Consider the following 21,770-nt stretch of genomic DNA (forward strand, 5'->3'; position numbering starts at 1 on the left):
CGATTATAAAACTATACCCCACAATCGACGAAAATAATCGACGATCATGGGGTATGAATGGAGCAGGTTCGGCTGTTGCAGAGAGAGCCGAGCGGAACGGCGCCGGCAGGGAGATGGGCTACGCAACCGCCACGGCGACCTGCGCATAGCGTGTGCAGGGACGATCCGCGCGGGTTCTGACCGAAAGCGTGAGGACGAATCGATCGCCCGCTTGGGCATCGTTGGGCACGGTGAATACAGCGTCCAGTTCGCCTGCCTGCCATTCGGCGAGATCAACGGTCCCGTCGTAGCTTCCGGAGTGCGGGGAGACGGTCCAACTCGCATCGAAGCCCGCGTCGTCGGGATCGAGCACCTGGGCAGTCAGCTCGATTCGCTCGCCGGCTATCGCCGCGCGGTCGGCGGAGACGCTTTCGACGCGCGCCGGATGCGAGCAATCGCCGGGTCCGTGCGCGCACCATTGCGCTCGGGCGGCGAAGTCCTCCTGGTAGGCGCGGAGGAACGGGTTGACGTTACGCGTCGCCGGAGTCCCCAGAGAGTCAAAGCTCATGGGCGCCACATCGACTGCGGGAGCCTCCCCGTCGCGGAACATCGGCCCAAGTAACGTATCGAAGCTCGGATCGTCCGCTCCGCGCAGGCCGAAGCCGAGCAGGGGGATGTACGTCATCGAGTCACCCTCGGCCATGAAATCCCCGGGGCTGAACCGCAGCGGCTCTATGCCGGGCCAGCCCCAGTCCAGCGTGGCGTGTTTGCCAAACTGGAATCGCTCAGGTTCGTTCTCGTAGACCTTGCCATCACCGTAGAGCATGTAGCGTGCCATAAGGGGGCCGTTGTCCTGCGTAAGCATACGCTCTGGCCATGGCGCGCGGAACAGGTCGATGGAGTCGGGCTGGGCGGATTTGGCATCGACGTAGCCGCCATATGCGAACGGAACGCGCCAGAGGACCAGTTCGGGGAACAACTCCTTGCCGTGGTCCTCCCAGGAGTTGTCCTGCCCGATGCCGTTCATGACGCCCATCACGCGGACTTTCGAGTGCACCCGCGCGCGGACATCCTCCCATTCGGATGTGTCGCGAAACTCCTCGGCGATGCTCATGAGTGCCCGTACGATGGTGTTCATGCCGCCCCAGCTCAGAAGCCAGAGCGTGCGGGGGTCGTCGTCGAGGATCGCGCGCTTGATCGCGTTCGATCCCGGCGTCTCCCCGCGCACGTCGCCCTCGAACGCGACGTTGCCCACGTAGGTGCGGCTCACCAGCTCCTCGGGCGTGGGGAAGTCGGGCTCGCCTGCGGCCCGGGCGTTCGCCTGCAGGGTTGGCCATGCCTGGGCGTACTCGTTGGTCCACAGGCGCTCGATCCAGCCCTCGGGAAACGGGCGGTACTCGGTGAGCTGGCCCGCTTCGGGATCGGGCTCGGGCGGCACGGCCTTCCACTCGTAAGACCGCGCGCCCTTCGTGCGCCAATGAGGGTTGATCTCGCCCAGTGTATGGACCCCGTCGCCTTGGAAGTGATACTGCGAGGAGGTGTAGACCATCGCCTCGAGGTCGATGTGGTTCAGGTAGAGCGCGAGGTGGATGACCGAGTTCATGTCGTCGACTTCCATGTCGGTTGTGATGATGACGCGCGGCGCCTCTTGCATGGCGATCCTTCCGTTCGGCGTTTTCTCCAATGGCCGTTAGCGCCTCTGCGCCGCTGCCCACTCCCAGCAGCTCACGGGTTCTCCGTTCACGAGCACGTTCGTGCCATCGAGGTCGGTTCGGCAGAAGTCGTTGAACTGGTGGATCCACACGCCGTGGTTGAACGTCTTTTTAGGGGAGCCGTCGGATTCGCGGTAGCGACCGGTGAGGTCCTCCACGTGATCGAAGTAGGTCATGTGCACCTCTGCCCCCGCCTCGACCAGCTTGTGATAGAGCGGCAGTGCGGTGTCCAGGGGATCGACCAGCTCGTCGCCCTTGGAGTGGGTGAACCACAGCGGCGTTTTTGCGAGGGCGGATATCGCCTGGGACGTCTGATTCTCGGTGAAGAACGGGGCGCAGCAGGGGAGCCCCGCCGCAAAGAAGTCGGGATAATCGAGGCACATGCGCACCGTCATGAAGCCACCGTTGGAGAGGCCGGCGATCACGATGCGGTTGGTGTCGATCCGGTCGGCGTGTTCGGCGATGAACCCGTCGATGAGTGCCTTGAGGGCCGTGGTATAGATGCTCTTGTTGGAGCGGCCGAGTTGCTCCACGCCGTCGTCCATCCAAAAGGTTGGGCATTGGGGAACCAGCACCCAGGCGGCGCCGCCGAAATAGCCCTGGATGGGATTTTGGGAGAGGGCGGTCACGCGGTTACCCGTGTACGCGCGCTCGGGTCCCTCCCAGGTTGCCTCGCCCGTGCCCTCACCGGCTCCGTGCAGATAGATGAGGAGCGCGGCCTTTTGGGGCCTGGGCGCGGGTTTGGCGAACGGGCCGGCGAGGGTGGGGTCCGCGGGCGAGAAATCGGGCTCGTAATAGCCGTATTTGAGGCTGATGCCGTCGATCGGCTCCGCCATCTCGCCGACATTCCAGCGTTCGAGCGCGGGGCAAAGGGATGCGCGGAGCTCATCGAAGACCAGTCCGGACAGCGGGACGGGGCCGTCGACGGCGGAGATCTCGCGCACCTGCGTCACCGTGATGTCACAATCGACGTATTGGGAGCCGAGGACGCCGCCCTCGATGCATTTGGTGAGACGCTCCTCGCTCGTCTCGAGTGCCACGTGCGAGCTCGCGGCGAGGCGGTGACCCTGCTCATCGCAGGGATACGCGTCGATGATGCCGATGTAGCCCTGAGAGGGGAGGGAGACGTGGGAGCCCTTTTCCTTGCGCATCACGATGGCCCCATCGCGTCTGCGCCGCGCGCAGAAGGCGCTGAACGCGTCGGGCGCGATGTCGCCGGCGCGCACGTCATGCGGAAGGTCGAGGATGATCTTGGAGATCCAGGGGCCGAAGTCGCCCAGGGTCGTCACGGTTGCGTACGTGAGGGAAGTCATGCGTGCTCCTTCTGGATAGACATAACCTAAACATGTTTAGTATAGAATGATATCGATATCCTGTTGAGGCAATCTCGGCCAACGGTGTTTGAATGGAGGCAAACAAGTCAGGTTGATAAAATAGCAGGTAAATTGGCCGGTAGTTCAGAACTTGGCATATGATGGGGACTTAACCCCATAACGTTCACCCTCTGTTTACTACCGTTCACCGTTAAAATAGGTGATAAAGATTGATATTATGCATAATGAAATACGTAAACGTTCAGTAAACATAACGTTTAGCCAATGAAAGTCGGTTGAGCGTCGTTTGCTGTACTGGTAGGCGCTCGCCGCGGCCGTAAGGGGTTATAGCCAGGCGGGCGAGAATCGACCGAGAGGTCGCATGGAATTTGGGGAGGGGTCCCATGGCAGTAGACAACAAGCAGATTGCCACCGATGTCCTCGCGCTCGTAGGAGGAGCCGAGAACGTGCAGGTGGCCACCAACTGCATGACGCGCCTGCGCCTTACGCTCAAGGACAACGCCAAGGCGGATGTCGAGAAGATCAAGAAGGTCAAGGGCGTGCTCGGTTGCCAGTTCTCCGGCAGCCAACTGCAGGTCATCATCGGCCAGAACGTGCCCAAGGTGCTCGCCGAGTTCGTCGCCATCTCTGGCGTCAAGCAGGGTGCCGCGGTCGATGAGAACCTCGACGCTCCCAAGGAGAAGTTTGAGCTCAAGAATCTGCCGAACATCATCCTCGACTATCTGTCGGGCTCCATGACCCAGCTGATTCCGCTGCTCATGGCCGGCGGTCTGTTCCGCACCATCGCTGCGGTTCTCGGCCCCACCATGCTCGGCGTCCTTTCCGACACCGATCCGACCTACACGTTCCTCTACACCACCCTGTACGAGGCCACGTTTACCTTTATCCCCATCTACCTGGGCTATGCCGCCGCTAAGAAGCTCGGCGCCTCCCCAGTTCTGGGTATGCTCCTCGGTGGCGCCCTCATGGCCCCGTCCGTCGTGAGCGTCGCGACCCAGGATGGCGGCGGAATCATCTCCGTCTATGGCATCCAGATCGCCGCTGCCAACTATCAGCAGTCCGTCCTGCCGATTATCCTTTCGGTGCCTGTCCTGTACTTTGTCGAGAAGTTCTTTAAGAAGGTCATGCCCGACGTGCTCTCCACGGTCTTCACGCCGTTCTGCACCATGATCGTCACCATCCCCATCGCCTTCATCGTCCTCGCCCCGCTCGGCAACGAGATCGGCAGCCTCATCGCCAATGCCCTCTTTGGTCTTGCTGACATGGGTGGCGTCGGCATCTTGCTCGTCATGGCCGTCCTCGGCGCCTTCTGGCAGCTCTTCGTGGTCTGCGGCATGCACATGCCCGTCATCCTGCTCGCCCAGGTCCAGATCATCGCCGCCGGCTACGACCCGTTCGTCTTCGTGTCCACCAACTGCGCCATGGCCGCCGTCTGGGGCTGCGCTTTCGGCGCCTTCCTCAAGATGAAGAACAAGGACGAGAAGGGTCTCGCTCTCGGCTACGTGATCTCCGCCATCGCCGGCGGCGTGACCGAGCCCGCGCTCTTCGGCATCCTCATGCGCTTCCGTCGCACCATGCTCGGCATGTTCATCGGCGGTTCCATCGGCGCCGTCTTCTCCGGCCTCATGGGCGTCACCTACTACCTGGCCGGTGGTGCCTCTAACTTTCTGGTCTTTACCAATTACCTGCAGGGCGGTCAGATGAACACCGTGTGGGCGATCGTCGGCATGGCAATCTCCTTCGTCATTGCCGCCGCCGTGGTGTTCGCGACCGGCTTCTCCAAGGAGGAGCTCGCCGAGATGGACGAGGAAGAGGCTCCGGCTCTCGCCTAGCGTGTAACGCGCATATCTGAGTAGGTTGAGATGGCCCCACCGCTCACCTACATTGACTCAGGGCCCCGCTCGGCATCCGCCCGGCGGGGCTTTCGTTAACGAATCTGCTATCCGATAATTCGACTTCGGGAACGGGTCGAGAAGAGAAGGGAATCGCATGGGACTTGGCAAGCTCGCGGTGAATGACCGCAAGGACGGCTTCACGCTCGACGGGAAGCCATGGTTTTGGCTGGCGGATACGTGCTGGAGCGCCTTCACCAGCATCGAGCTGTCCGATTGGGAGTACTACCTCGCGCGTCGCGCGGAGCAGGGCATCAACGTGCTGCAGGTCAATACGCTTCCGCAGTGGGATCGCTGCCGCCCGGACCTCGGCATCTACCCGTACGCCAGCGAGGACGGGACGGTGTTCGACTGGTCTGCCCCCAACGAGGCGTATTGGGAGCGCGCCCGAGAGATGTGCCGGATGTCGGTCGAGCATGGTATCCGCCCGGCGCTCGTCTTGCTGTGGTGCAACTACATCCCGGGTACGTGGGGGTCGATGATCGCGCAGAATCTCGGCGCGCCCGTCATGCCGTTCGACGAGATCCGCCCCCATATCGAGCGCGTCGTGAGGCATCTTGGCGAGTTCGATCCCGTCTATGTGGTTACGGGCGATACCGATTTCAAGTCGGACGAGGCGATTCGCTATTACGAGGAGGGCCTTTCCGCCGTGTGCGAGCTGGCGCCGAACGCCCTTCGGTGCATGCACATCAACCGTGCCAACCGCACGATTCCCGAGCGGTTCATCGATCGTTTGGACTTCTACATGTACCAGCCCGGCCATAATTACGAGGGTCAGAGCGAGGCGTGGAAGCTCCCCGAGGATTTCCGTGCGAGCTATCCCCAAAAGCCCCTGCTGAATTCAGAGCCCTGCTACGAGCAGATGGGCGCGAGCCGCAACGTGTACTGGCGCTTCACGGCCCAGGATTGTCGTGCAAGTGCCTGGTCGGGCATCCTCTCGGGCGCCGCGGCGGGTCTGACGTACGGCGCGCACGGCGTATGGAACTGGCAGACGGCGCAGAGCAGGGGATCGGTGCTGGGCGAGGGCTTCGACATGCCGTTCCGTTGGCAGGAGTGCCTGCAGTTCCCCGGCGTGTGGGACTATGGCATGGTGCCCCACGTGCTCAATTCCTTAACTGAGGGAGGCCGTTACGCGGTCGTGCCCGCCCAGGAGCTGCTGGACGACGCCCGCGAGGCCATCCGCGTTGCGCGCGTGGGCGATCGCGTGGTCGCCTACCTGCCGCGTACGACGGCGCTCAAGCTCCATGGGTCGTTTACCGATATGGAGGCGGTCGCGCTCGATCTCGAGGACAAGCGCGTGGCGCATCTGCCCGTGCGTGTGGATGCCCAGACGGGGACGACGCGCGTCGAGCAGCACCCCTTCGGCCACGACGCGCTGGTGATCCTCGAACCGCTCGCGCGGGCGTAGCGACCGTGCGGGGCGTGCGACCGACCGTTTGGTGGTAAAACCGTTGACCAAGTCGTGTATGTGCGGCAATATTGCAACGGGCGTCGGCATGTGCCGGCGTCCGTTGTTGTTTTCGGGAGGAAATATGGCCGCAAAGGTGACGCTCAAGGAAATCGCCCAAGAGGTGGGGTTGTCCCCCTCGGCCGTATCGCTGGTGCTCAACGACCGTCCTTGCCGCATTTCCGAGGAGAACCGCAAGCGGATCAAGGAGGTCGCCGCGCGCAAGCGCTATGTCCCCAACCAGATCGCCCGCAGCCTCGTCATGCAGCAATCCAGGACGTTCGGCCTGATCGTCCCTAACATCGAGAGCCGGTTCTTCTCCTCGCTCGCCCGCAACCTGGAAGTCAGGTGCCGCGAGCGGGGCTACGCCCTGTTCATCATGAATTCCGATGTGTCCTCCGAGCATGAGGACGAGCTGGTGCGCCTGCTCGTCAACCGCGGGGTCGACGGTCTGATACTCGTCACCGCGCACGAGCTCGATGCGGACGAGCAGCTTGTCGAGAGCTTGTCGACCCTGCCCGTCCCGCTGGTGATGGTCGACCGCTTCATTGACGGCGTGAGCTGCGATCGCGTTCGCTTCGACAGCGAGCTGGGAGGGTTCCTCGCCACCGACTGCCTGCTCCAGCATGGGCACACGCGCATCGCGTGCCTGGTCAACACCTCGTCGAACACCGGTCGGGCGCGCCTGAAGGGCTACCACCGCGCGCTCGAGTCCCATGGGGTGCCCCTGGACGACTCCCTGGTCTTCGAAAGCGACTACTACATCGCCGACGGCGCGGCGGCAGCGGAGCGCGTGCTCGGCACCGACGCCACGGCGATATTCGCCAGCTCGGACAATATCGCCCTGGGCGCCCTCAAATGCCTGTACGCGCACGGCAAGCGCGTCCCCCGAGACTACTCGCTCGTGAGTTACGACAACTCCGCGGCGGATTCGCTGTTCGAGCCCGCGTTGACCGCCATCGAGCAGAACGTGTCGAAACTCGCCGACAACGCGATGGAGCTGTTGTTCAACCGTATCGGCGACGACGACGCGCTCGAGTTCGAGGATCGCGTCCTGGCGCCGCGCCTCGTGTGCCAGGCAAGCGTGTCCCGCCCTTGAGTTCGTTTCATCCATCAGTATAAACAAGTGTAAACAGTTTAAGAATTAGATATGAAGAAACGTTTTAGCAAGATAGATAAAACGTTTTAGCGTTTAGACTCGGCTTATCGATGTTCTACAGGGCGCGGCAAGATGCCCGCTCAGGAGGAAGGGATAAGCCATGACTCAGCCCGTGATCGGCACCCCGTGGACCAGGCTCGACGGTCCGGTGAGCGCGGAGGCGCTTTCCGGCGTGGATAAGTACTGGCGTTGCGCCAACTACCTGTCCGTCGGCCAGATCTACCTTCGCTCCAATCCTCTCATGCGCCCCGATTGGACCGATACGAAAACGGGGGAGGAGCGCGATTTCGGCCGCGTCGACGTCAAGCATCGCCTGGTGGGCCATTGGGGCACCACCCCGGGCATCAACTTCCTGTTCGGCCATGTGAACCGCCTGATCGCCGATCACGGCCAGAGCACCGTCTTCCTCATGGGGCCCGGGCACGGCGGGCCCGCGGGCACCGCGCAGTCCCTGCTCGACGGCACCTACCGTGAGATCCGCCCCGACATCACGGATGATGAGGCGGGCCTCGAGAAGTTCTTCCGCCAGTTCTCGTACCCCGGCGGCATCCCGAGCCATTTCGCGCCCGAGACCCCCGGCTCCATCCACGAGGGCGGAGAGCTCGGGTACACGCTGAGCCACGCGTATGGCGCGGTGATGGACAACCCGAGCCTGCTCGCCGTGGCGGTGGTGGGCGATGGCGAGGCCGAGACCGCGGCGCTGGCGACCTCGTGGCAGTCGAACAAGCTCGTCAACCCCAAAACAGATGGCATCGTCTTACCCGTCTTGCACCTCAACGGTTACAAGATCGCGAACCCCACCATCCTCGCGCGCATCTCCGACGAGGAGCTCACCAAGTTCTTCGAGGGCATGGGGTACGAGCCCCACTTCTTCGTCGCCGGATTCGACAACGAGCCGCATGCTTCCATCCACGCGCGCTTCGCGGGCCTGCTTGAGGAGGTTTTCGGCAAGATCTGCGACATCAAGGCCAACGCCGAGATGGGCGACGAGACCCGCCCCGTGTACCCGATGATCGTCTTCCGCACGCCCAAGGGCTGGACATGCCCCAAGCACATCGACGGCAAGAAGACCGAGGACTCCTGGCGTGCGCATCAGGTCCCGCTGGCGGACGCCCGCGACACCCACGAGCATTTCCGCGTGCTGCGCTCTTGGCTGCGCTCCTATGAGCCGGAGGGCCTCTTCACGCCCGAGGGGCAGATTCGCGACGAGGTGACGGCGTTCATGCCCACTGGCGACCTGCGCATCGGCGCCAACCCCAACGCGAACGGCGGAACGGTCCGCCGCGAGCTCGTGCTGCCCGACATCCACGCCCATGAGGTCCCGGTGGCGGAGAAGGGTCACGGCTGGGGCGCGACCGAGGCGGCGCGCGTGTTTGGTGCCTACACCGCCGACGTTCTCGCCGCGAATGACGACTTCCGCATCTTCGGTCCCGACGAGACGGCGTCGAATCGTTTGCAGGACGCCTACGCCGCCACCAAGAAGCAGTGGCTCGCGGGTCATTACGCGGATGCCGACAACGACGACCTGCTCGCGCCCTCGGGTCGCGTGATCGAGCAGCTCTCCGAGCACCAGTGCGAGGGCTTCCTCGAGGCATACGTGCTCACCGGCCGCCATGGCGTGTGGTCGAGCTACGAGAGCTTCGTCCATGTGGTCGACTCGATGGTGAACCAGCACTGCAAGTGGCTCGAGGCGTGTCGTCGCGAGATCCCGTGGCGCGCTCCGATCTCCGGTCTGAACATCCTGCTCTCCAGCCATGTGTGGCGCCAAGATCACAACGGATTCTCCCATCAGGACCCGGGCTTCATCGACGTCCTGCTCAACAAGGCGAACGACACGCACGTGGTGAACGCCTATTACCCCTGCGATGCGAACATGGCACTCGCGGTTGCGGAGCGCGTCTACCGGTCCACGGATTGCGTGAACGCGATCTTCTGCGGCAAGCAGCCTGCGCCGACCTTCGTGACCGTGGACGACGCGCGCGCCGAGCTCGCCGAGGGCTTGGCCGCCTGGGAGTGGGCGAGCACCGCGAAGAGCTTGGAAGACGCCGACATGGTCATCGCCACGTGCGGTGATGTGCCCACGCTCGAGGCGCTTGCCGCCGTGGACCTGCTGCGCGGCCATGGTGTCAAGGTGTGGTTCGTGAACGTGGTCGACCTGCTCAAGATCCAGAATGCCTGCGAGAACGACCAGGCCATTACCGATGAGCGATTTGCCGAGCTCTTTGGCACGGGCGACAAGCCGGTCCTGTTCTGCTTCCACGCCTACGCCGGCACGATCCGCCGTCTGGTGTGGGCGCGTCCCGGCCACGACGCCTGGTGCGTCCACGGCTACGAGGAGAAGGGGTCCACGACCACGCCGTTCGACATGCTACGCCTGAACAACATGGACCGCTGGGCGCTGGCCGCCGAGGCGCTGCGCCTGATCGACGGCGCTCGCGGGGAGTCTGTGCATGACGAGCAGATCGAGGCATGGGAGGCGTTCCGCCTCGAGGCGTTCGAGTTCGCCGTCGATGAGGGCTACGACCACCCCGCGTTCACCGATTGGGTGTGGCCCGATGCCGCGACCAGCATGGAGGGCAGCCTGAGCGCCACGCAGATGACGGCGGGTGACAACGAGTAGCCGGCTTTCCCGAACGGTCATATATGAAAACGGTGCATCGCCTGTATGGGTGATGCACCGTTTGACGTTCGGTCGAGTTTTAAGTTCTCGCGAAGTATAAAGCGAACGACCGGGATGGGTAATTCCTTCGCAAACGTCCTCGGAAAGCCAGCTTCGGGTGGCTTTCCTGCGGAATGTTTGCTCAAGAAATACCCATCCCGGACGGTGGGGAGCGACTACTTCACGACGAGGATGTCGCAATCGGTGTTGCGCAACAGGAACGTGGAGATGGAGCCCAGCAGCGCGTACTTAATGGAAGAAAGACCGCGGGCACCGCAGAGCACGAGGTCGGGCTTGATCACGTCGAGCATCTCGTCCTTGAGCGTTTCGCGTATGCGCCCGGCGCGGATCATGACCTCGACGGAGGGAATCGCCTCGTTCGCCTTGGCCTCCTCGACCTGGGCCGCGATGGAGTTGGTAAAGGCATCCTGCAGGCCCTGGATCAGATCGGCGGGGTAGGATCCAGCGGATTCGAGCGCAGTCGAATCGATGACATGACCGATAACAAGAGCAGCGCCGTTGTTCGCGGCGACTTTGATGGCGCGTGCGAGCACGAAATCCTGCTGGTCGGTACCGTCAAGGGCAACAAATACCTTGGAATAACCTTCGTGCATGGTGACCTCCTTGGCCTGTGGCGGGCTTCCGTGTACCCACCGTTTGGTGCTTTACCATGCCACAGTTATACCCAATTGCCCGTTTCCGGTGCGTAACATGTCACGAACGGCGCGCTTTTTCGGTGCACTGGGCGAAGAGGGGCGATAATAGGCGGAAGAATGATTTGACTGCGCCACGCTTGCGGTCATGTTATACGGTTGAAACTGGGGGAGGTCCTTTGGACGTCATCGAACTGCTTAAATCCGCGTTTCTCGGTTTGGTCGAGGGCATCACGGAGTGGCTGCCTATCTCCTCGACGGGGCACATGATCTTGGTCGACGAGTTCATCAAGCTCAACGTCACCGAGGAATTCTGGAACATGTTCCTCGTCGTGATCCAGCTTGGCGCTATTCTCGCCGTTTGCGTGCTCTTCCTGCGCGACCTGCTGCCCTTTGGCTTTGGCAAGACGAAGCAGGAGCGCCGCGACACGTGGAGCCTGTGGGGCAAGATCATCGTGGGCTGCCTGCCTGCGGCGATCATTGGCATCCCGCTCGATGACTTCATGGAGGAGCACCTCTATAACGCGTGGGTCGTCGCTGCGGCGCTCATCGTCTATGGCGTCGCGTTCATCGTGATCGAGCGCTGGCGCGCCAAGAAGCTTGCGGCGCGCGTGGCCGAGGAAGCCGCGGCGAACGCCCGTCCCGGGGGAGCCCACTTTGCGGCTCCCGCCGTCGCTATCGAGCCCACGCAAGGCGGCGACTTTGGCTCCATCACCTCGCTCGAGGATCTCTCTTACAAGACCGCCCTTGGCATCGGCTGCTTCCAGGTGCTCTCGCTTATTCCCGGTACCTCGCGCTCCGGCTCCACCATCATCGGCGGCCTGCTGTTGGGCACCACGCGTTCCGTTGCCGCCAAGTTCACGTTCTTCTTGGCGATTCCCGTCATGTTCGGTGCGAGCTTCCTCAAGCTCGTCAAGTTCTTCCTCAAGGGCGGCGTGTTCGACGCGAGCGGTCTGGCCATCCTCGGTGTGGGTTGCGCCGTCGCTTTTGTGGTCTCGCTCATTGCGATCAAGTGGCTCATGGGATTTGTCCGCCGTCACGATTTCACAGCGTTCGGCATCTACCGCATTGTGCTCGGCATCGCGGTGCTGGGGTATTTTGCTCTACTTGCCTAAAGTACGTGCTACCATTTCGTAGACGGATAACGAAAACTGAAGGCGCGCTGTCCGAGGGGGCGGCGCGCCTCCTCATGTACGAGGAGGAGCCATGGGCAAGATGGGAACGACGGTGGCGCTGGCAGGTGCCGCAGTGGGCGCGGTGGCGGGTGTCACGGCAATTGCATGTGCGAAGCGCGCAGCGGGCCTGCGTCCGAGTGCGCCCGCGGGTACACCGCTCACAGCAGAGGGCTACCACGCGGGGGATGACGCGGTCGAGCGATTCCGGGCGCTCCTGCGGGTGCCCACCATCTCGCGCGACGATCCGGCACTCGTGGATCGCACGCCCTTCGAGGCCTGGGTGCCCACCCTGCGCGAGCAGTTCCCCCGCGTGTTCGAGGTGTGCGAACTCACCATGTTCGACGAGTTCGGCCTGCTCATGCGTTGGCCTGGTGCTGATTCCGCCCTCGACCCGATCGTGCTCATGGCACATCAGGACGTAGTGCCAACTGAGGGTCAGGCGTGGGACCACGACCCGTTTGCCGCCGAGATCCACGACGGCGAGATCTGGGCCCGTGGCTCGCTCGACACTAAGAACATTGCCGCGGCGATCTTCGAGTCGATGAACGTGTTGATTGGTGAGGGCTATGTGCCCCCGCGCGACGTCTGGTATTTCTCGTCGAACGGCGAGGAGGTTGCGGGTCCGGCTGCGCGGCAGGCGGTTGCGTGGATGCGCGAGCACGGCATCCACCCCTATATGGTGATGGATGAGGGCGGCGCGGTGGCGGCAGACGCCCCCTTGGGCGTGGAGGAGCCCGTGGCGATGGTCGGGGTCTCCGAGAAAGGGCATGTCGACCTCAAGGTCACGGCGCGCGCCGATGGCGGCCACGCATCGACGCCCGCCGAGAACGACGCCCCGCGCCTGCTCGCCCGCGTGTGCGAGCATATCGCCGCGAATCCCGGTAAGCCCGAGTTCACGCGCGCCCTCGACGCGACCCTCATGGAGCTTGCGAGCCGCAGTTCGACCCTGTACCGCATGGTGTTCTCAAACCTGTGGCTGACGCGTCCACTCGTATCGAAGATCATGTCGTCGAGTCCCGAGATGGGTGCGATGATCCGCACCACCTACGCCCTCACCCAGTTGCAGGGCTCGCCGGCCCACAACGTGCTCCCCACGGTGGCAACGGCGAACTTCAACGTCCGTATCGCCCCGTTCGAGACGGTCACGGATGCTATCAACCGCGCCCGTGAGCGCGCGGAGGAGGCGTGCCGAGCGTGCGGCGTGAGCCCCGACCACGTCACCATCGAGATCGAGCAGGCCGTGCCCTACACTGAGCCCGCGCCCGTGAGCCCGTTCGAGGACGACCCCGCTTTCGATTACCTGCATCGCTGCGTCGCGGGAGTGTATCCCGAGGCGGGCTTTGCGCCGTACGTGCAGAACTCCTGCACGGATTCCCGGGAGTTCTGCGAGATTTGCGAGCGCGTGTACCGCTTTGGCGGCTTCATCTACTCGGGTGAGGCCCGCTCGCTGCTGCATACGGCGAATGAGCGCATCGGCGTGGACGTGTACAAGCGCGGGATCGAGTTCTACATGGCGTTCCTGCGCAATCTCGACGAGCTTCGATAGGGGATGAACATGGCTGGAGAGAACAAGGCCCGCACCTCCCGAGCGCCCAGGCTCGATTACGCGCATGTCGCGCTCGCCTCGCTGCCGTTCATGGGCATGATCAGCTTCTGGCAGGTCTTTGACGGCATCGTTCCCAAGATGCTCACGGGGACGTTCGGCTTGGACAATATGACTACCGGTGCCGTCATGGCGATCGACAACGTGTTCGGTCTCGTGTTGCTACCCCTGTTCGGCATCCTGTCCGACCGCTGTGCAAGCCGCCTCGGTCGCCGCACGCCGTTCATCCTGATCGGGTCGGTGATTGCCGCTTTCAGCGTGCCGCTTATCGCCGTCGCCAACGGGATGCGCAGCCTGCCGCTGCTCATCTTCGCAATCCTCCTCACGTTGTTCGCCATCTGCATGTACCGCACCATGACCGTCGCGATCGTGTGCGATATCACGCCACGCCCGCTGCGCACCAAGGCCGATTCGATCCAAAAGATGGTGGGCTACGCGGGCACGGGCGCGATGCTCGTGGCGATTGCGGTGATGGTGCCCTCCGGTGACATGCCCAACTACATTCCGCTGTTCATGCTGCAGGCGCTCGTCATCCTGGGTTCTGCTGTGGTGTACGCCATCCGTGTGCGCGAGCCACAGCTCGTGCAAAAAATGCATGACGAGAGCCTTAAGATGGGGATCGAGGAGTCCGAGATCATGGTCGACGACTCACCCGAGGCAGGCGGCCGCGCGAAGATCACCGACCGCTCCGTACTCTTTTCGATTGCGATGCTCTTGGCCGCAACTTTTTTCTATTACATGAGCTACAACGCCATGACCACGAATATCTCGCGTTATGCTGATATGTTTTACAACATGGAGGGCGGCAGCTACGCGATAATCAACATCGTGACAATAGTTGGCGCGCTCTCGGGATATGTGCCGCTTGCTAACCTCTCGCTCAAGGTGGGACGTAAGCGCGTTGCCGTGGCGTCGGCGCTCGTCATGGCTCTCGCACCGGTAGCCCTGTGGCTTATTCCCGGGTTCAGCCCCGTCTTCTACCTCGCGTTCCTCGCCATAGGCATCGCGCTGGGCGGCGTTGACATGTGCGTGTACACCATGCTGCTCGAGGTGGTGGACGCGAACAGCGTTGGTCGCTACTCGGGCTACTACTACACGGTCTCGATGGCGGCGCAGGTGGCGACCCCCATCCTGTCGGGCATCGTAATGGATGTCGCCCCCGGTTTGCTCTTCGCCTACATCGCGCTCATGGGCATCTTCATGCTGTTTGCTATCGCGGCAGCGCGCCATGGCGACACGGTCCTGATTGACGAGGTCGCGAGCCGCGAATCGGCCTCGGCGTAAACGTCGGAGCGCTTCCTGCGGGCGGACGGCGCTCCGGCCCCCGCTTGTCGTGCCGACGTTCTGGCATACTGTGCGCATGCGAGACCATGACCACGAGAGGCGGAGGCCCTATGAACATCCAGATCTTCGGCACCAAGAAGAGCTTCGACACCAAGAAGGCGCAGCGCTACTTCAAAGAGCGGCGCATCAAGTTCCAGTTCATCGACTTGCGCGAGAAGGAGATGAGCAAGGGCGAGCTCCAGAGCGTGATGCGCGCGGCCGGCGGCATCGACGCCGTGATCGACCAGGGCGCCAAGGACCAGGACACCGTCGCGTTGATCACCTACCTGGCGGAGAGCCAGAAGTTCGACAAGCTCCTCGAGAACCAGCAGGTCCTTCGCGAGCCCATCGTGCGCAACGGCGCCAAGGCGACCGTGGGGTATTGCCCCGAGGTCTGGAAGACCTGGGAGTAGGGGACGGTGGCCACGGAAGGGCTGCGTGGAAGGACCTACACGCGGGAGGCTCTGGAGCAGCCTAGAACGATAAAATGAACGAGAAAAAGTCCCAATTACGATAAACCGAATCACCTGCGGCTATGGTATCCTTGCAAGCGTGAATAAATCTTCGGCCAACGGTTGCTATTTTCACTCAAACGCGCGCGTTTTTTCGGCGAGTGGCGCATGGGGATGGCTGGCCGCTGTTCGGGGATGCCGGATATCGGGGCGAGAGCCGTCCCGACAGCACGACAAGGAGCGTGGTCAGGTAATGCAGGAGGCATGGGAAGGCTTCGAGGACGGTAATTGGACCAAAGAGGTCGACGTCCGCGACTTCATCCAGAAGAACTATACCCCCTACGAGGGCGACGAGTCGTTCCTGGTGGGCCCCACCGAGCGCACCACCAAGCTGTGGGACGACGTCATGGCCCTTATGCTCAAGGAGCGTGAGCAGGGCGGCGTTCTCGACATGGACACCAAGGTCGTGACCGGTATCCTGTCGCACCCGGCCGGCTACATCGACGCCGAGCATCCCGAGCGCGAGACCATTGTCGGTCTCCAGACCGACAAGCCGCTCAAGCGCGCCTTGCACGTCAACGGCGGTATCCGCATCGCCTGCCAGGCCGCTTCCCAGCACGGCTATGAGGTCGACCCCGAGATCGTCGACTTCTACACCAACAAGCGCAAGACGCACAACGCCGGCGTGTTCGACGTGTACAAGCCCGAGATGCGCGCTTGCCGCTCCGCCCACATCATCACCGGCCTGCCGGATGGCTACGGCCGTGGCCGCATCATCGGCGACTACCGTCGCGTGGCCCTGTACGGCGTTGACGCCCTGATCAAGGACAAGCAGGCTCAGAAGTCCTCCACCCCCTCCGTCATGAACGAGGACAACATTCGCCTGCGCGAGGAGCTCTCCGAGCAGATTCGCTCGCTGCAGCAGCTTATCGAGCTCGGTAAGCTCTACGGCTTCGACATCGCCCGCCCGGCTGCCAACACCCAGGAGGCCATCCAGTGGATGTACCTCGCCTATCTGGCTGCCGTGAAGGATCAAAACGGCGCCGCCATGTCCATTGGCCGCACCTCCACCTTCATCGACATCTACGCCGAGCGCGACCTCAAGAATGGCACTTTCACCGAGGAGCAGATCCAGGAGTTCGTCGACCACTTCATCATGAAGCTCCGCATGGTCAAGTTCGCTCGTACCCCCGAGTACCAGAACCTCTTCTCGGGCGACCCGCAGTGGGTCACCGAGTCTATTGGCGGCATGGGTGTTGACGGCCGTACCCTCGTCACCAAGATGAGCTACCGCTACCTCCATACGCTCGAGACGATGGGCACCTCCCCGGAGCCGAACCTGACCGTCCTGTGGTCCACGCACCTGCCGCAGGCCTTCAAGGAGTTCTGCGCCAAGACCTCCATCGCCTCCTCGTCCATCCAGTACGAGAACGACGACGTCATGCGCGTGTACCACGGCGACGACTACGCCATCGCCTGCTGCGTGTCCTCCATGCGCGTCGGTAAGGAGATGCAGTTCTTCGGCGCTCGCGCCAACCTCGCCAAGTGCCTTCTGTACGCACTCAACGGCGGTGTGGACGAGGTCTCCCACAAGCAGATCGGCCCTAAGTACCGTCCGGTCGAGGGCGACACGCTCGACTTCGATGACGTCATGAGCAAGTACAAGGACATGATGAAGTGGCTTGCCGGCGTGTACGTGAACACGCTGAACATCATCCACTATATGCACGACAAGTACTGCTACGAGGCCATTCAGATGGCCCTGCACGACAAGGACGTCCATCGCTGGTTCGCAACGGGCATCGCCGGCCTCTCCGTCGTGGCCGACTCCCTGTCTGCCATTAAGTACGCCAAGGTTCACCCCGTCCGCGACGAGCAGGGTGTCATCGTCGACTTCAACATCGAGGGCGACTTCCCCAAGTACGGCAACGATGACGACCGCGTCGACACTCTTGCCCACGACATCGTGCATGAGTTCATGGAGTGCATCCGTCGTCACGAGACCTACCGCAACTCCGTGCCCACCACCTCTGTCCTCACCATCACCTCCAATGTGGTGTATGGCAAGAACACCGGCGCCACGCCCGATGGCCGTAAGGCCGGCGTGCCGTTCGCCCCGGGTGCCAACCCGATGCACCAGCGCGACAGCCATGGCGCCATCGCGTCTCTGAGCTCGGTTTCCAAGCTTCCGTTCCGCGACGCGCAGGACGGCATTTCCAACACCTTCTCCATCGTGCCGGGCGCGCTGGGCAAGGAGGACGAGGTCTTCTTTGGCGACATCGACCTCGGTGACATCGAGTTCGAGAACCCGGTTGCTTGCTGCGATTGCACCGACTCCTCCGCTCCTGAGGGCTCTGAGGATCGCTAAGATCGCGGGCCACGTGGTCCGTCTGTAATGTTTCCGCGCCGGTCGTAATTCTGGCGTACCGGCGCGGCATCTACTGATATACTTTCAGTAACAATTCCTATTCTGGCGCGTTGGGGCGTCAAACAAGAAAAGGAGAACACCATGAAGGTCGCTGATATCCCGCAGGCGCAGGCCGACAATCTCGTGAGCATGATCGACGCGTACGCCGAGAAGGGTGGCCACCACCTGAACGTCAACGTGTTCAACCGTGACACGCTTCTCGACGCCCAGGCCCATCCGGAGAAGTACCCGCAGCTCACCGTGCGTGTTTCCGGCTATGCCGTTAACTTCCACAACCTCACGAAGGATCAGCAGGACGAGGTCATCTCCCGTACCTTCCACGAGGGCTTCTAATTCGCGATAGCAGAGCGAATGTGACGAGACGGGCGCCAGGATAACCTGGCGCCCGTCTTTGCGCATGGGGGCTTCCAATGACCCATTGAAGATATGAGTTTACAACAATCGACAATGTGTACCGCCGGGTAGCGTGTCTATCCCAAAGCGTGTTCGTTTCAGCGCGTATCCGCGTACAATTGCGCGAAATGTGGGATCAACGCCGGCATGCGAGCAGATCTGATCGTTAAACATGGCGCAAATGCGCAAGGGCACCGATCTGGCATCGCCAAATCGCCATTAAGACGCGAAATTTGGTACACATTGTCGTTTTTTGTATGTCAAAGCTGATGGCTTAGGCGATCTTCATTGCGGCTGCGAGGAAGATTTCGCTGAAGGCGTTGGGGCAATGGATGTCCAACAGGGTATGATACCTAGCGGTTAAATGTGACTGCGTTGGATACCACAGATGAAGGGGGAGATGGCTCATGGCGCGTGTGCAGTTGGACGGCTTGCAGGACCAGGTATCGAGCTACGCGCTCGGGCGTGTGCACTCGATTGAAAGCATGGGTACGGTCGACGGGCCCGGTGTGCGATTCGTGGTGTTCACCCAGGGATGCCCCATGCGCTGCGCATATTGCCACAATCCCGACACGTGGGCCGTGGGCGAGGGTGTGGGCACCCCGGTGACGGTCGAACGCATCATGAGCGAATTCGAGAGCAACCGCCCGTTTTACCGCACGGGCGGGATCACAGTCACGGGTGGAGAGCCCCTGCTGCAGCCGGAGTTCGTGGGCGATCTTTTCAAGGCGATGCACGACAACCCCAACGGGCGCGTCCACACGTGCCTGGACAGCTGCGGTTATGCGTACAATCCCAAGCGTCCGGAGCGGTTCGAGAACGTGCTCTCGGAGACCGATCTCGTCCTACTCGATATCAAGCACAGCGATCCGCAGGGGCATAAGGACCTGACCCGCTGCGCACCGGACAACATCATCGCGTTCGGTGACGAGCTCGCGCGACGCGGGATCAAGGTCGTCATTCGCCATGTGGTTGTCCCCGGGATCACCGACACGGTCGAGGAATGCGAGGCACTCGGAAGGCTGATCGCGCCCTGGCGCAATGTGGTGGGGCTGGAACTCCTGCCGTATCACACCATGGGCATCGTGAAGTACGAGCAGCTTGGGATCGAGTATCCGCTCAAGGATGTGCCGGCTATGGACAAGGGTCGCATTCCCGAGTTGCGCGAAGCGGTCCTGCATGGGCTGCGTATGGGCAGGGCAGCGGAACACAACTGCCAGGGTTAGCCGGGTTGCCCGACGGACCGGAAGCCCCCCGCGCGGGCGAATGATCCGACGGCGGGGAAGGCATAACGGGAGCTTCAGTGCAAACAAAAAGGCGGCGCCGGTGGAGAGACCTGGCGCCGCCTTTTGTGAGGGGTGGAGTACTAGTGATGTACCCGCATGCTCCCCATCGAAAACGGTTTTCAACTCGTTCATGATGTCAGCACCGTTTGTGCACGTCACGAACACATTTTCCGTCTTATGGCAGGTCGTTACCCGCGGCGATATAAAGGTCGTACCATTCCTGGCGAGTAAGCTCGACATCGGCACCGGGGGCGATGGCGCGAATGCGCTCGGGATCCATTGAACCCGAGATAACCTGCATGCGGGCGGGATGACGCAAGATCCAGGCGATTGCAACGGCTTCTTTGGAGACGCCCCGCTCCTCGGCGATCTGAGCCAAGACGCCGTTGAGCTCGGCGAACTGCTCGTTATCGATGAAGGTTCCTGCGAACATGCCGTACTGAAGAGGGCTCCAGGCCTGGATGGTCATGCCTGTGAGCTGCGCGTAGGAGAGCGCACCGCCATCACGGTCGGCCGCGGCGTCGTCCTCCATGTTCTCGTGCATCTGCATGCGCACCATGCCGGCATGGCACAGGCCGAACTGGAGCTGGTTGACCTCGAGCTTCTGATCGAGATTGGCCTGGAGCATCTCGCAGCTCCAGGGGCCCATGTTGCTCACGCCGATGTGGCGCGCCATGCCGGAGTCGACGATGTGGGCCATGGTGTCGCCGAGCTCGTCGAGGTCGCAGAGGGCGTCGAGGCGATGCAGGAGCACGAAGTCGACGTGGTCGGTCTGCAGGCGCTCGAGTTCGGCCTCGAGCGAGGAGAGCAGGTGGTCGCGCGAGAAGTCGTAGATGCCGTTGCGCTTCCCGGTGAAGTCGGGAGCGATGCCGAATTTGGTCTGGAGGATGACATCGTCGCGGGCGACCCCGAGGTCGTGCAGGGCCTGCCCCAGGACGCGTGAGCTTTCGCCCGCACCGTAGATGTCGGCGGAATCGAAGAAGTTCATCCCGCAGTTGAGTGCCGTCTGGACGATGTCGCGGGCCTCATCGCGCGTTTTTCCAGCCATGCGCATGACGCCCATTGCGATGCGGCTCGCCTCGTACTCAGTCGATCCGATTGTTTGGTAGTTCATGGGGTTCCCTTCGAGGTATGGGCGAATGCCGGAAACAAGCATCATAGCCATGATAGAACTTGAGTAAGGGATCGTGACAGCTGACGAAAGCCTGCTGTCAATACCAAATCGCAAGTTTTGCAGAACGACTACGTCCCCAGTTGGAAATTAGAGGTACTCGATCTGCGCGCCTTCGGTGTCGCAGGTGAGGATGTGGGTTTCGCAGGCGGGGAAGGCCTCGCGGAGGCGCACCTGCAGGAACTTGGCGACGATAGTATCGTCAGTCACAGCCATGAGGGTCGATCCGGAGCCGGAGATCCACAGCGTTCCCGCCCCGCCGTCCAGGCACGTGGCGCGGATGGCATCGTAGTCGGGGATGAGTGCCCGGCGATAGGGCTCCTGCAGGCGATCGTCGTTCGCGTCGGCGATGAGCGCGAGGTCGCCCGTCTCCAGACCGCGCGTCATGCCGGCGATACGGCCCATCTGCCACACCGCGTTCGAGAGCGGCACCTCCTGCGGAACCACCTTGCGCGCCTCGCTCGTATGGACCTCGTAGGGCGGGATGATGGTGATGAAGCGCAAGCGACCGCTCACGTCATAGCGAAGGCAGCGCGGCAGGCCGCCCTCGGGCGTGAAGGAACACACGGCACCGCCCAAGATCGCGGGGGCCACATTGTCGGGATGCCCCTCGACGGACGTGGCGATGCGGACGAGCTCAGCGCGGTCGACGGTATGGCTGGTGAGCGCGGCTGCTGCCATGATGCCAGCGACCACGCAGGTGGAGCTGCTGCCGAGACCGCGCGCCACGGGCACCTCGGTATGGATGTCGAGCTTGACCGGGAAGGGCTCCTCACCCCACTCCCGCAGGGCGTCGACGAAAGAGACGTACACGAGGTTGTTCTCGCTTTGGAACTCCACAGGGCAACCCGTGATTTCGAGTTCGTCCGAGCGTTCGAAGGTGAAATGCGAGTACAGCGACACGGCCATACCGAGCGTGTCATAGCCGATACCGAGGTTCGCACTCGTAGCGGGAACAGTGATCTTGATCATGGGGCTCTCCTTCTTGAGGATGAAACTCACCTTACTATCCTATCAGGGGCTGTTCTTAAGGCATGAGCGCGCGGGTACAATAAAGTTATTTTTCACGCCGTTGAAATGAGTGCCTATGCCGGTTATTGCATT

At 62.3% G+C, this 21,770-nt stretch carries 16 protein-coding genes; 11 read left to right on the forward strand and 5 right to left on the reverse strand.

The genetic code is table 11. The annotated features are described in order from the left end of the window. Positions 1–118 precede the first annotated feature (118 nt). Positions 119–1,633: a nucleoside hydrolase-like domain-containing protein gene (locus ACT8II_RS00180; protein ID WP_443812750.1), complete on the reverse strand. Its 1,515-nt coding sequence runs from the start codon at positions 1,631–1,633 to the stop codon at positions 119–121. Between the two features lie 36 nt (positions 1,634–1,669). Further along, the gene (locus tag ACT8II_RS00185) at positions 1,670–3,004 is read right to left on the reverse strand and encodes a prolyl oligopeptidase family serine peptidase (protein WP_443812751.1); all 1,335 of its coding nucleotides are present in this window, start codon (positions 3,002–3,004) and stop codon (positions 1,670–1,672) included. 404 nt (positions 3,005–3,408) lie between these two features. On the opposite strand from ACT8II_RS00185, the gene ACT8II_RS00190 reads away from it, so the two are divergent. The 4 genes from ACT8II_RS00190 to ACT8II_RS00205 all read left to right on the forward strand — a co-directional run bounded on the left by ACT8II_RS00190 (position 3,409) and on the right by ACT8II_RS00205 (position 10,143). Further along, positions 3,409–4,857 carry a PTS transporter subunit EIIC gene (locus ACT8II_RS00190; protein WP_443812752.1) on the forward strand — a complete coding sequence of 483 codons (1,449 nt, stop codon included), beginning with the start codon at positions 3,409–3,411 and terminating at the stop codon, positions 4,855–4,857. A 157-nt stretch (positions 4,858–5,014) separates the two neighbouring features. Continuing rightward, a complete protein-coding gene (locus tag ACT8II_RS00195) occupies positions 5,015–6,325 on the forward strand; it encodes an apiosidase-like domain-containing protein (protein WP_443812753.1) in 1,311 nt (436 codons plus the stop codon). A 124-nt stretch (positions 6,326–6,449) separates the two neighbouring features. Further along, the gene (locus tag ACT8II_RS00200; RefSeq protein WP_443812754.1) at positions 6,450–7,463 is read left to right on the forward strand and encodes a LacI family DNA-binding transcriptional regulator; all 1,014 of its coding nucleotides are present in this window, start codon (positions 6,450–6,452) and stop codon (positions 7,461–7,463) included. A gap of 160 nt (positions 7,464–7,623) precedes the next feature. After that, the gene (locus ACT8II_RS00205) at positions 7,624–10,143 is read left to right on the forward strand and encodes a phosphoketolase family protein (protein ID WP_443812755.1); all 2,520 of its coding nucleotides are present in this window, start codon (positions 7,624–7,626) and stop codon (positions 10,141–10,143) included. A 215-nt stretch (positions 10,144–10,358) separates the two neighbouring features. On the opposite strand, the gene ACT8II_RS00210 is transcribed toward ACT8II_RS00205, so the two are convergent. Further along, complete coding sequence (locus tag ACT8II_RS00210; protein WP_294123628.1) at positions 10,359–10,796, reverse strand: universal stress protein; 438 nt, start codon at positions 10,794–10,796, stop codon at positions 10,359–10,361. Positions 10,797–11,014: 218 nt separating this feature from the next. Here ACT8II_RS00210 and ACT8II_RS00215 point away from each other — a divergent pair, with 218 nt between their 5' ends. From ACT8II_RS00215 to pflA, 7 genes are all read left to right on the forward strand, one after another. Further along, entirely contained in the window at positions 11,015–11,950 is a 936-nt protein-coding gene (locus ACT8II_RS00215; RefSeq protein WP_118652463.1) for an undecaprenyl-diphosphate phosphatase, read from the forward strand. A 91-nt stretch (positions 11,951–12,041) separates the two neighbouring features. Next, entirely contained in the window at positions 12,042–13,556 is a 1,515-nt protein-coding gene (locus ACT8II_RS00220; RefSeq protein ID WP_412107965.1) for a M20/M25/M40 family metallo-hydrolase, read from the forward strand. A gap of 9 nt (positions 13,557–13,565) precedes the next feature. After that, positions 13,566–14,897, forward strand: a complete 1,332-nt coding sequence (locus ACT8II_RS00225) for an MFS transporter (protein ID WP_443812756.1) — start codon at positions 13,566–13,568, stop codon at positions 14,895–14,897. Positions 14,898–15,007: 110 nt separating this feature from the next. Next, positions 15,008–15,349, forward strand: coding sequence for an arsenate reductase family protein (locus tag ACT8II_RS00230; protein WP_294123632.1), 342 nt, complete (start codon positions 15,008–15,010; stop codon positions 15,347–15,349). 292 nt (positions 15,350–15,641) lie between these two features. Then, positions 15,642–17,756 (forward strand): formate C-acetyltransferase, encoded by a 2,115-nt coding sequence (pflB, locus tag ACT8II_RS00235; protein WP_118652469.1) that lies wholly within the window; start codon positions 15,642–15,644, stop codon positions 17,754–17,756. A 141-nt stretch (positions 17,757–17,897) separates the two neighbouring features. Beyond that, positions 17,898–18,149 carry an autonomous glycyl radical cofactor GrcA3 gene (grcA3, locus tag ACT8II_RS00240; protein WP_040360482.1) on the forward strand — a complete coding sequence of 84 codons (252 nt, stop codon included), beginning with the start codon at positions 17,898–17,900 and terminating at the stop codon, positions 18,147–18,149. 467 nt (positions 18,150–18,616) lie between these two features. Continuing rightward, positions 18,617–19,435 (forward strand): pyruvate formate-lyase-activating protein, encoded by an 819-nt coding sequence (gene pflA / locus ACT8II_RS00245; protein ID WP_118652471.1) that lies wholly within the window; start codon positions 18,617–18,619, stop codon positions 19,433–19,435. A gap of 235 nt (positions 19,436–19,670) precedes the next feature. On the opposite strand, the gene ACT8II_RS00250 is transcribed toward pflA, so the two are convergent. Together ACT8II_RS00250 and thrB are read right to left on the reverse strand one after the other, a co-directional pair. Continuing rightward, a complete protein-coding gene (locus tag ACT8II_RS00250) occupies positions 19,671–20,609 on the reverse strand; it encodes an aldo/keto reductase (protein ID WP_118652473.1) in 939 nt (312 codons plus the stop codon). Positions 20,610–20,756: 147 nt separating this feature from the next. Next, the gene (gene thrB, locus ACT8II_RS00255) at positions 20,757–21,638 is read right to left on the reverse strand and encodes a homoserine kinase (protein ID WP_443812757.1); all 882 of its coding nucleotides are present in this window, start codon (positions 21,636–21,638) and stop codon (positions 20,757–20,759) included. Between the last annotated feature and the right edge of the window lie 132 nt (positions 21,639–21,770).

The sequence above is a fragment of the Collinsella sp. genome (genome assembly GCF_052346665.1).
Classification (GTDB): domain Bacteria; phylum Actinomycetota; class Coriobacteriia; order Coriobacteriales; family Coriobacteriaceae; genus Collinsella.

Excerpts from the sequence above, each read along its gene's own strand:
- ACT8II_RS00225 (WP_443812756.1), top strand. The coding sequence starts at position 13,566 with ATGGCTGGAGAGAACAAGGCCCGCACCTCCCGAGCGCCCAGGCTCGAT.
- ACT8II_RS00185 (WP_443812751.1), bottom strand. The coding sequence starts at position 3,004 with ATGACTTCCCTCACGTACGCAACCGTGACGACCCTGGGCGACTTCGGC.
- pflA (WP_118652471.1), top strand. The coding sequence starts at position 18,617 with ATGGCGCGTGTGCAGTTGGACGGCTTGCAGGACCAGGTATCGAGCTAC.
- ACT8II_RS00210 (WP_294123628.1), bottom strand. The coding sequence starts at position 10,796 with ATGCACGAAGGTTATTCCAAGGTATTTGTTGCCCTTGACGGTACCGAC.
- ACT8II_RS00200 (WP_443812754.1), top strand. The coding sequence starts at position 6,450 with ATGGCCGCAAAGGTGACGCTCAAGGAAATCGCCCAAGAGGTGGGGTTG.
- grcA3 (WP_040360482.1), top strand. The coding sequence starts at position 17,898 with ATGAAGGTCGCTGATATCCCGCAGGCGCAGGCCGACAATCTCGTGAGC.
- ACT8II_RS00190 (WP_443812752.1), top strand. The coding sequence starts at position 3,409 with ATGGCAGTAGACAACAAGCAGATTGCCACCGATGTCCTCGCGCTCGTA.
- ACT8II_RS00195 (WP_443812753.1), top strand. The coding sequence starts at position 5,015 with ATGGGACTTGGCAAGCTCGCGGTGAATGACCGCAAGGACGGCTTCACG.
- thrB (WP_443812757.1), bottom strand. The coding sequence starts at position 21,638 with ATGATCAAGATCACTGTTCCCGCTACGAGTGCGAACCTCGGTATCGGC.
- ACT8II_RS00230 (WP_294123632.1), top strand. The coding sequence starts at position 15,008 with ATGAACATCCAGATCTTCGGCACCAAGAAGAGCTTCGACACCAAGAAG.
- ACT8II_RS00180 (WP_443812750.1), bottom strand. The coding sequence starts at position 1,633 with ATGCAAGAGGCGCCGCGCGTCATCATCACAACCGACATGGAAGTCGAC.
- ACT8II_RS00250 (WP_118652473.1), bottom strand. The coding sequence starts at position 20,609 with ATGAACTACCAAACAATCGGATCGACTGAGTACGAGGCGAGCCGCATC.
- pflB (WP_118652469.1), top strand. The coding sequence starts at position 15,642 with ATGCAGGAGGCATGGGAAGGCTTCGAGGACGGTAATTGGACCAAAGAG.
- ACT8II_RS00205 (WP_443812755.1), top strand. The coding sequence starts at position 7,624 with ATGACTCAGCCCGTGATCGGCACCCCGTGGACCAGGCTCGACGGTCCG.
- ACT8II_RS00220 (WP_412107965.1), top strand. The coding sequence starts at position 12,042 with ATGGGCAAGATGGGAACGACGGTGGCGCTGGCAGGTGCCGCAGTGGGC.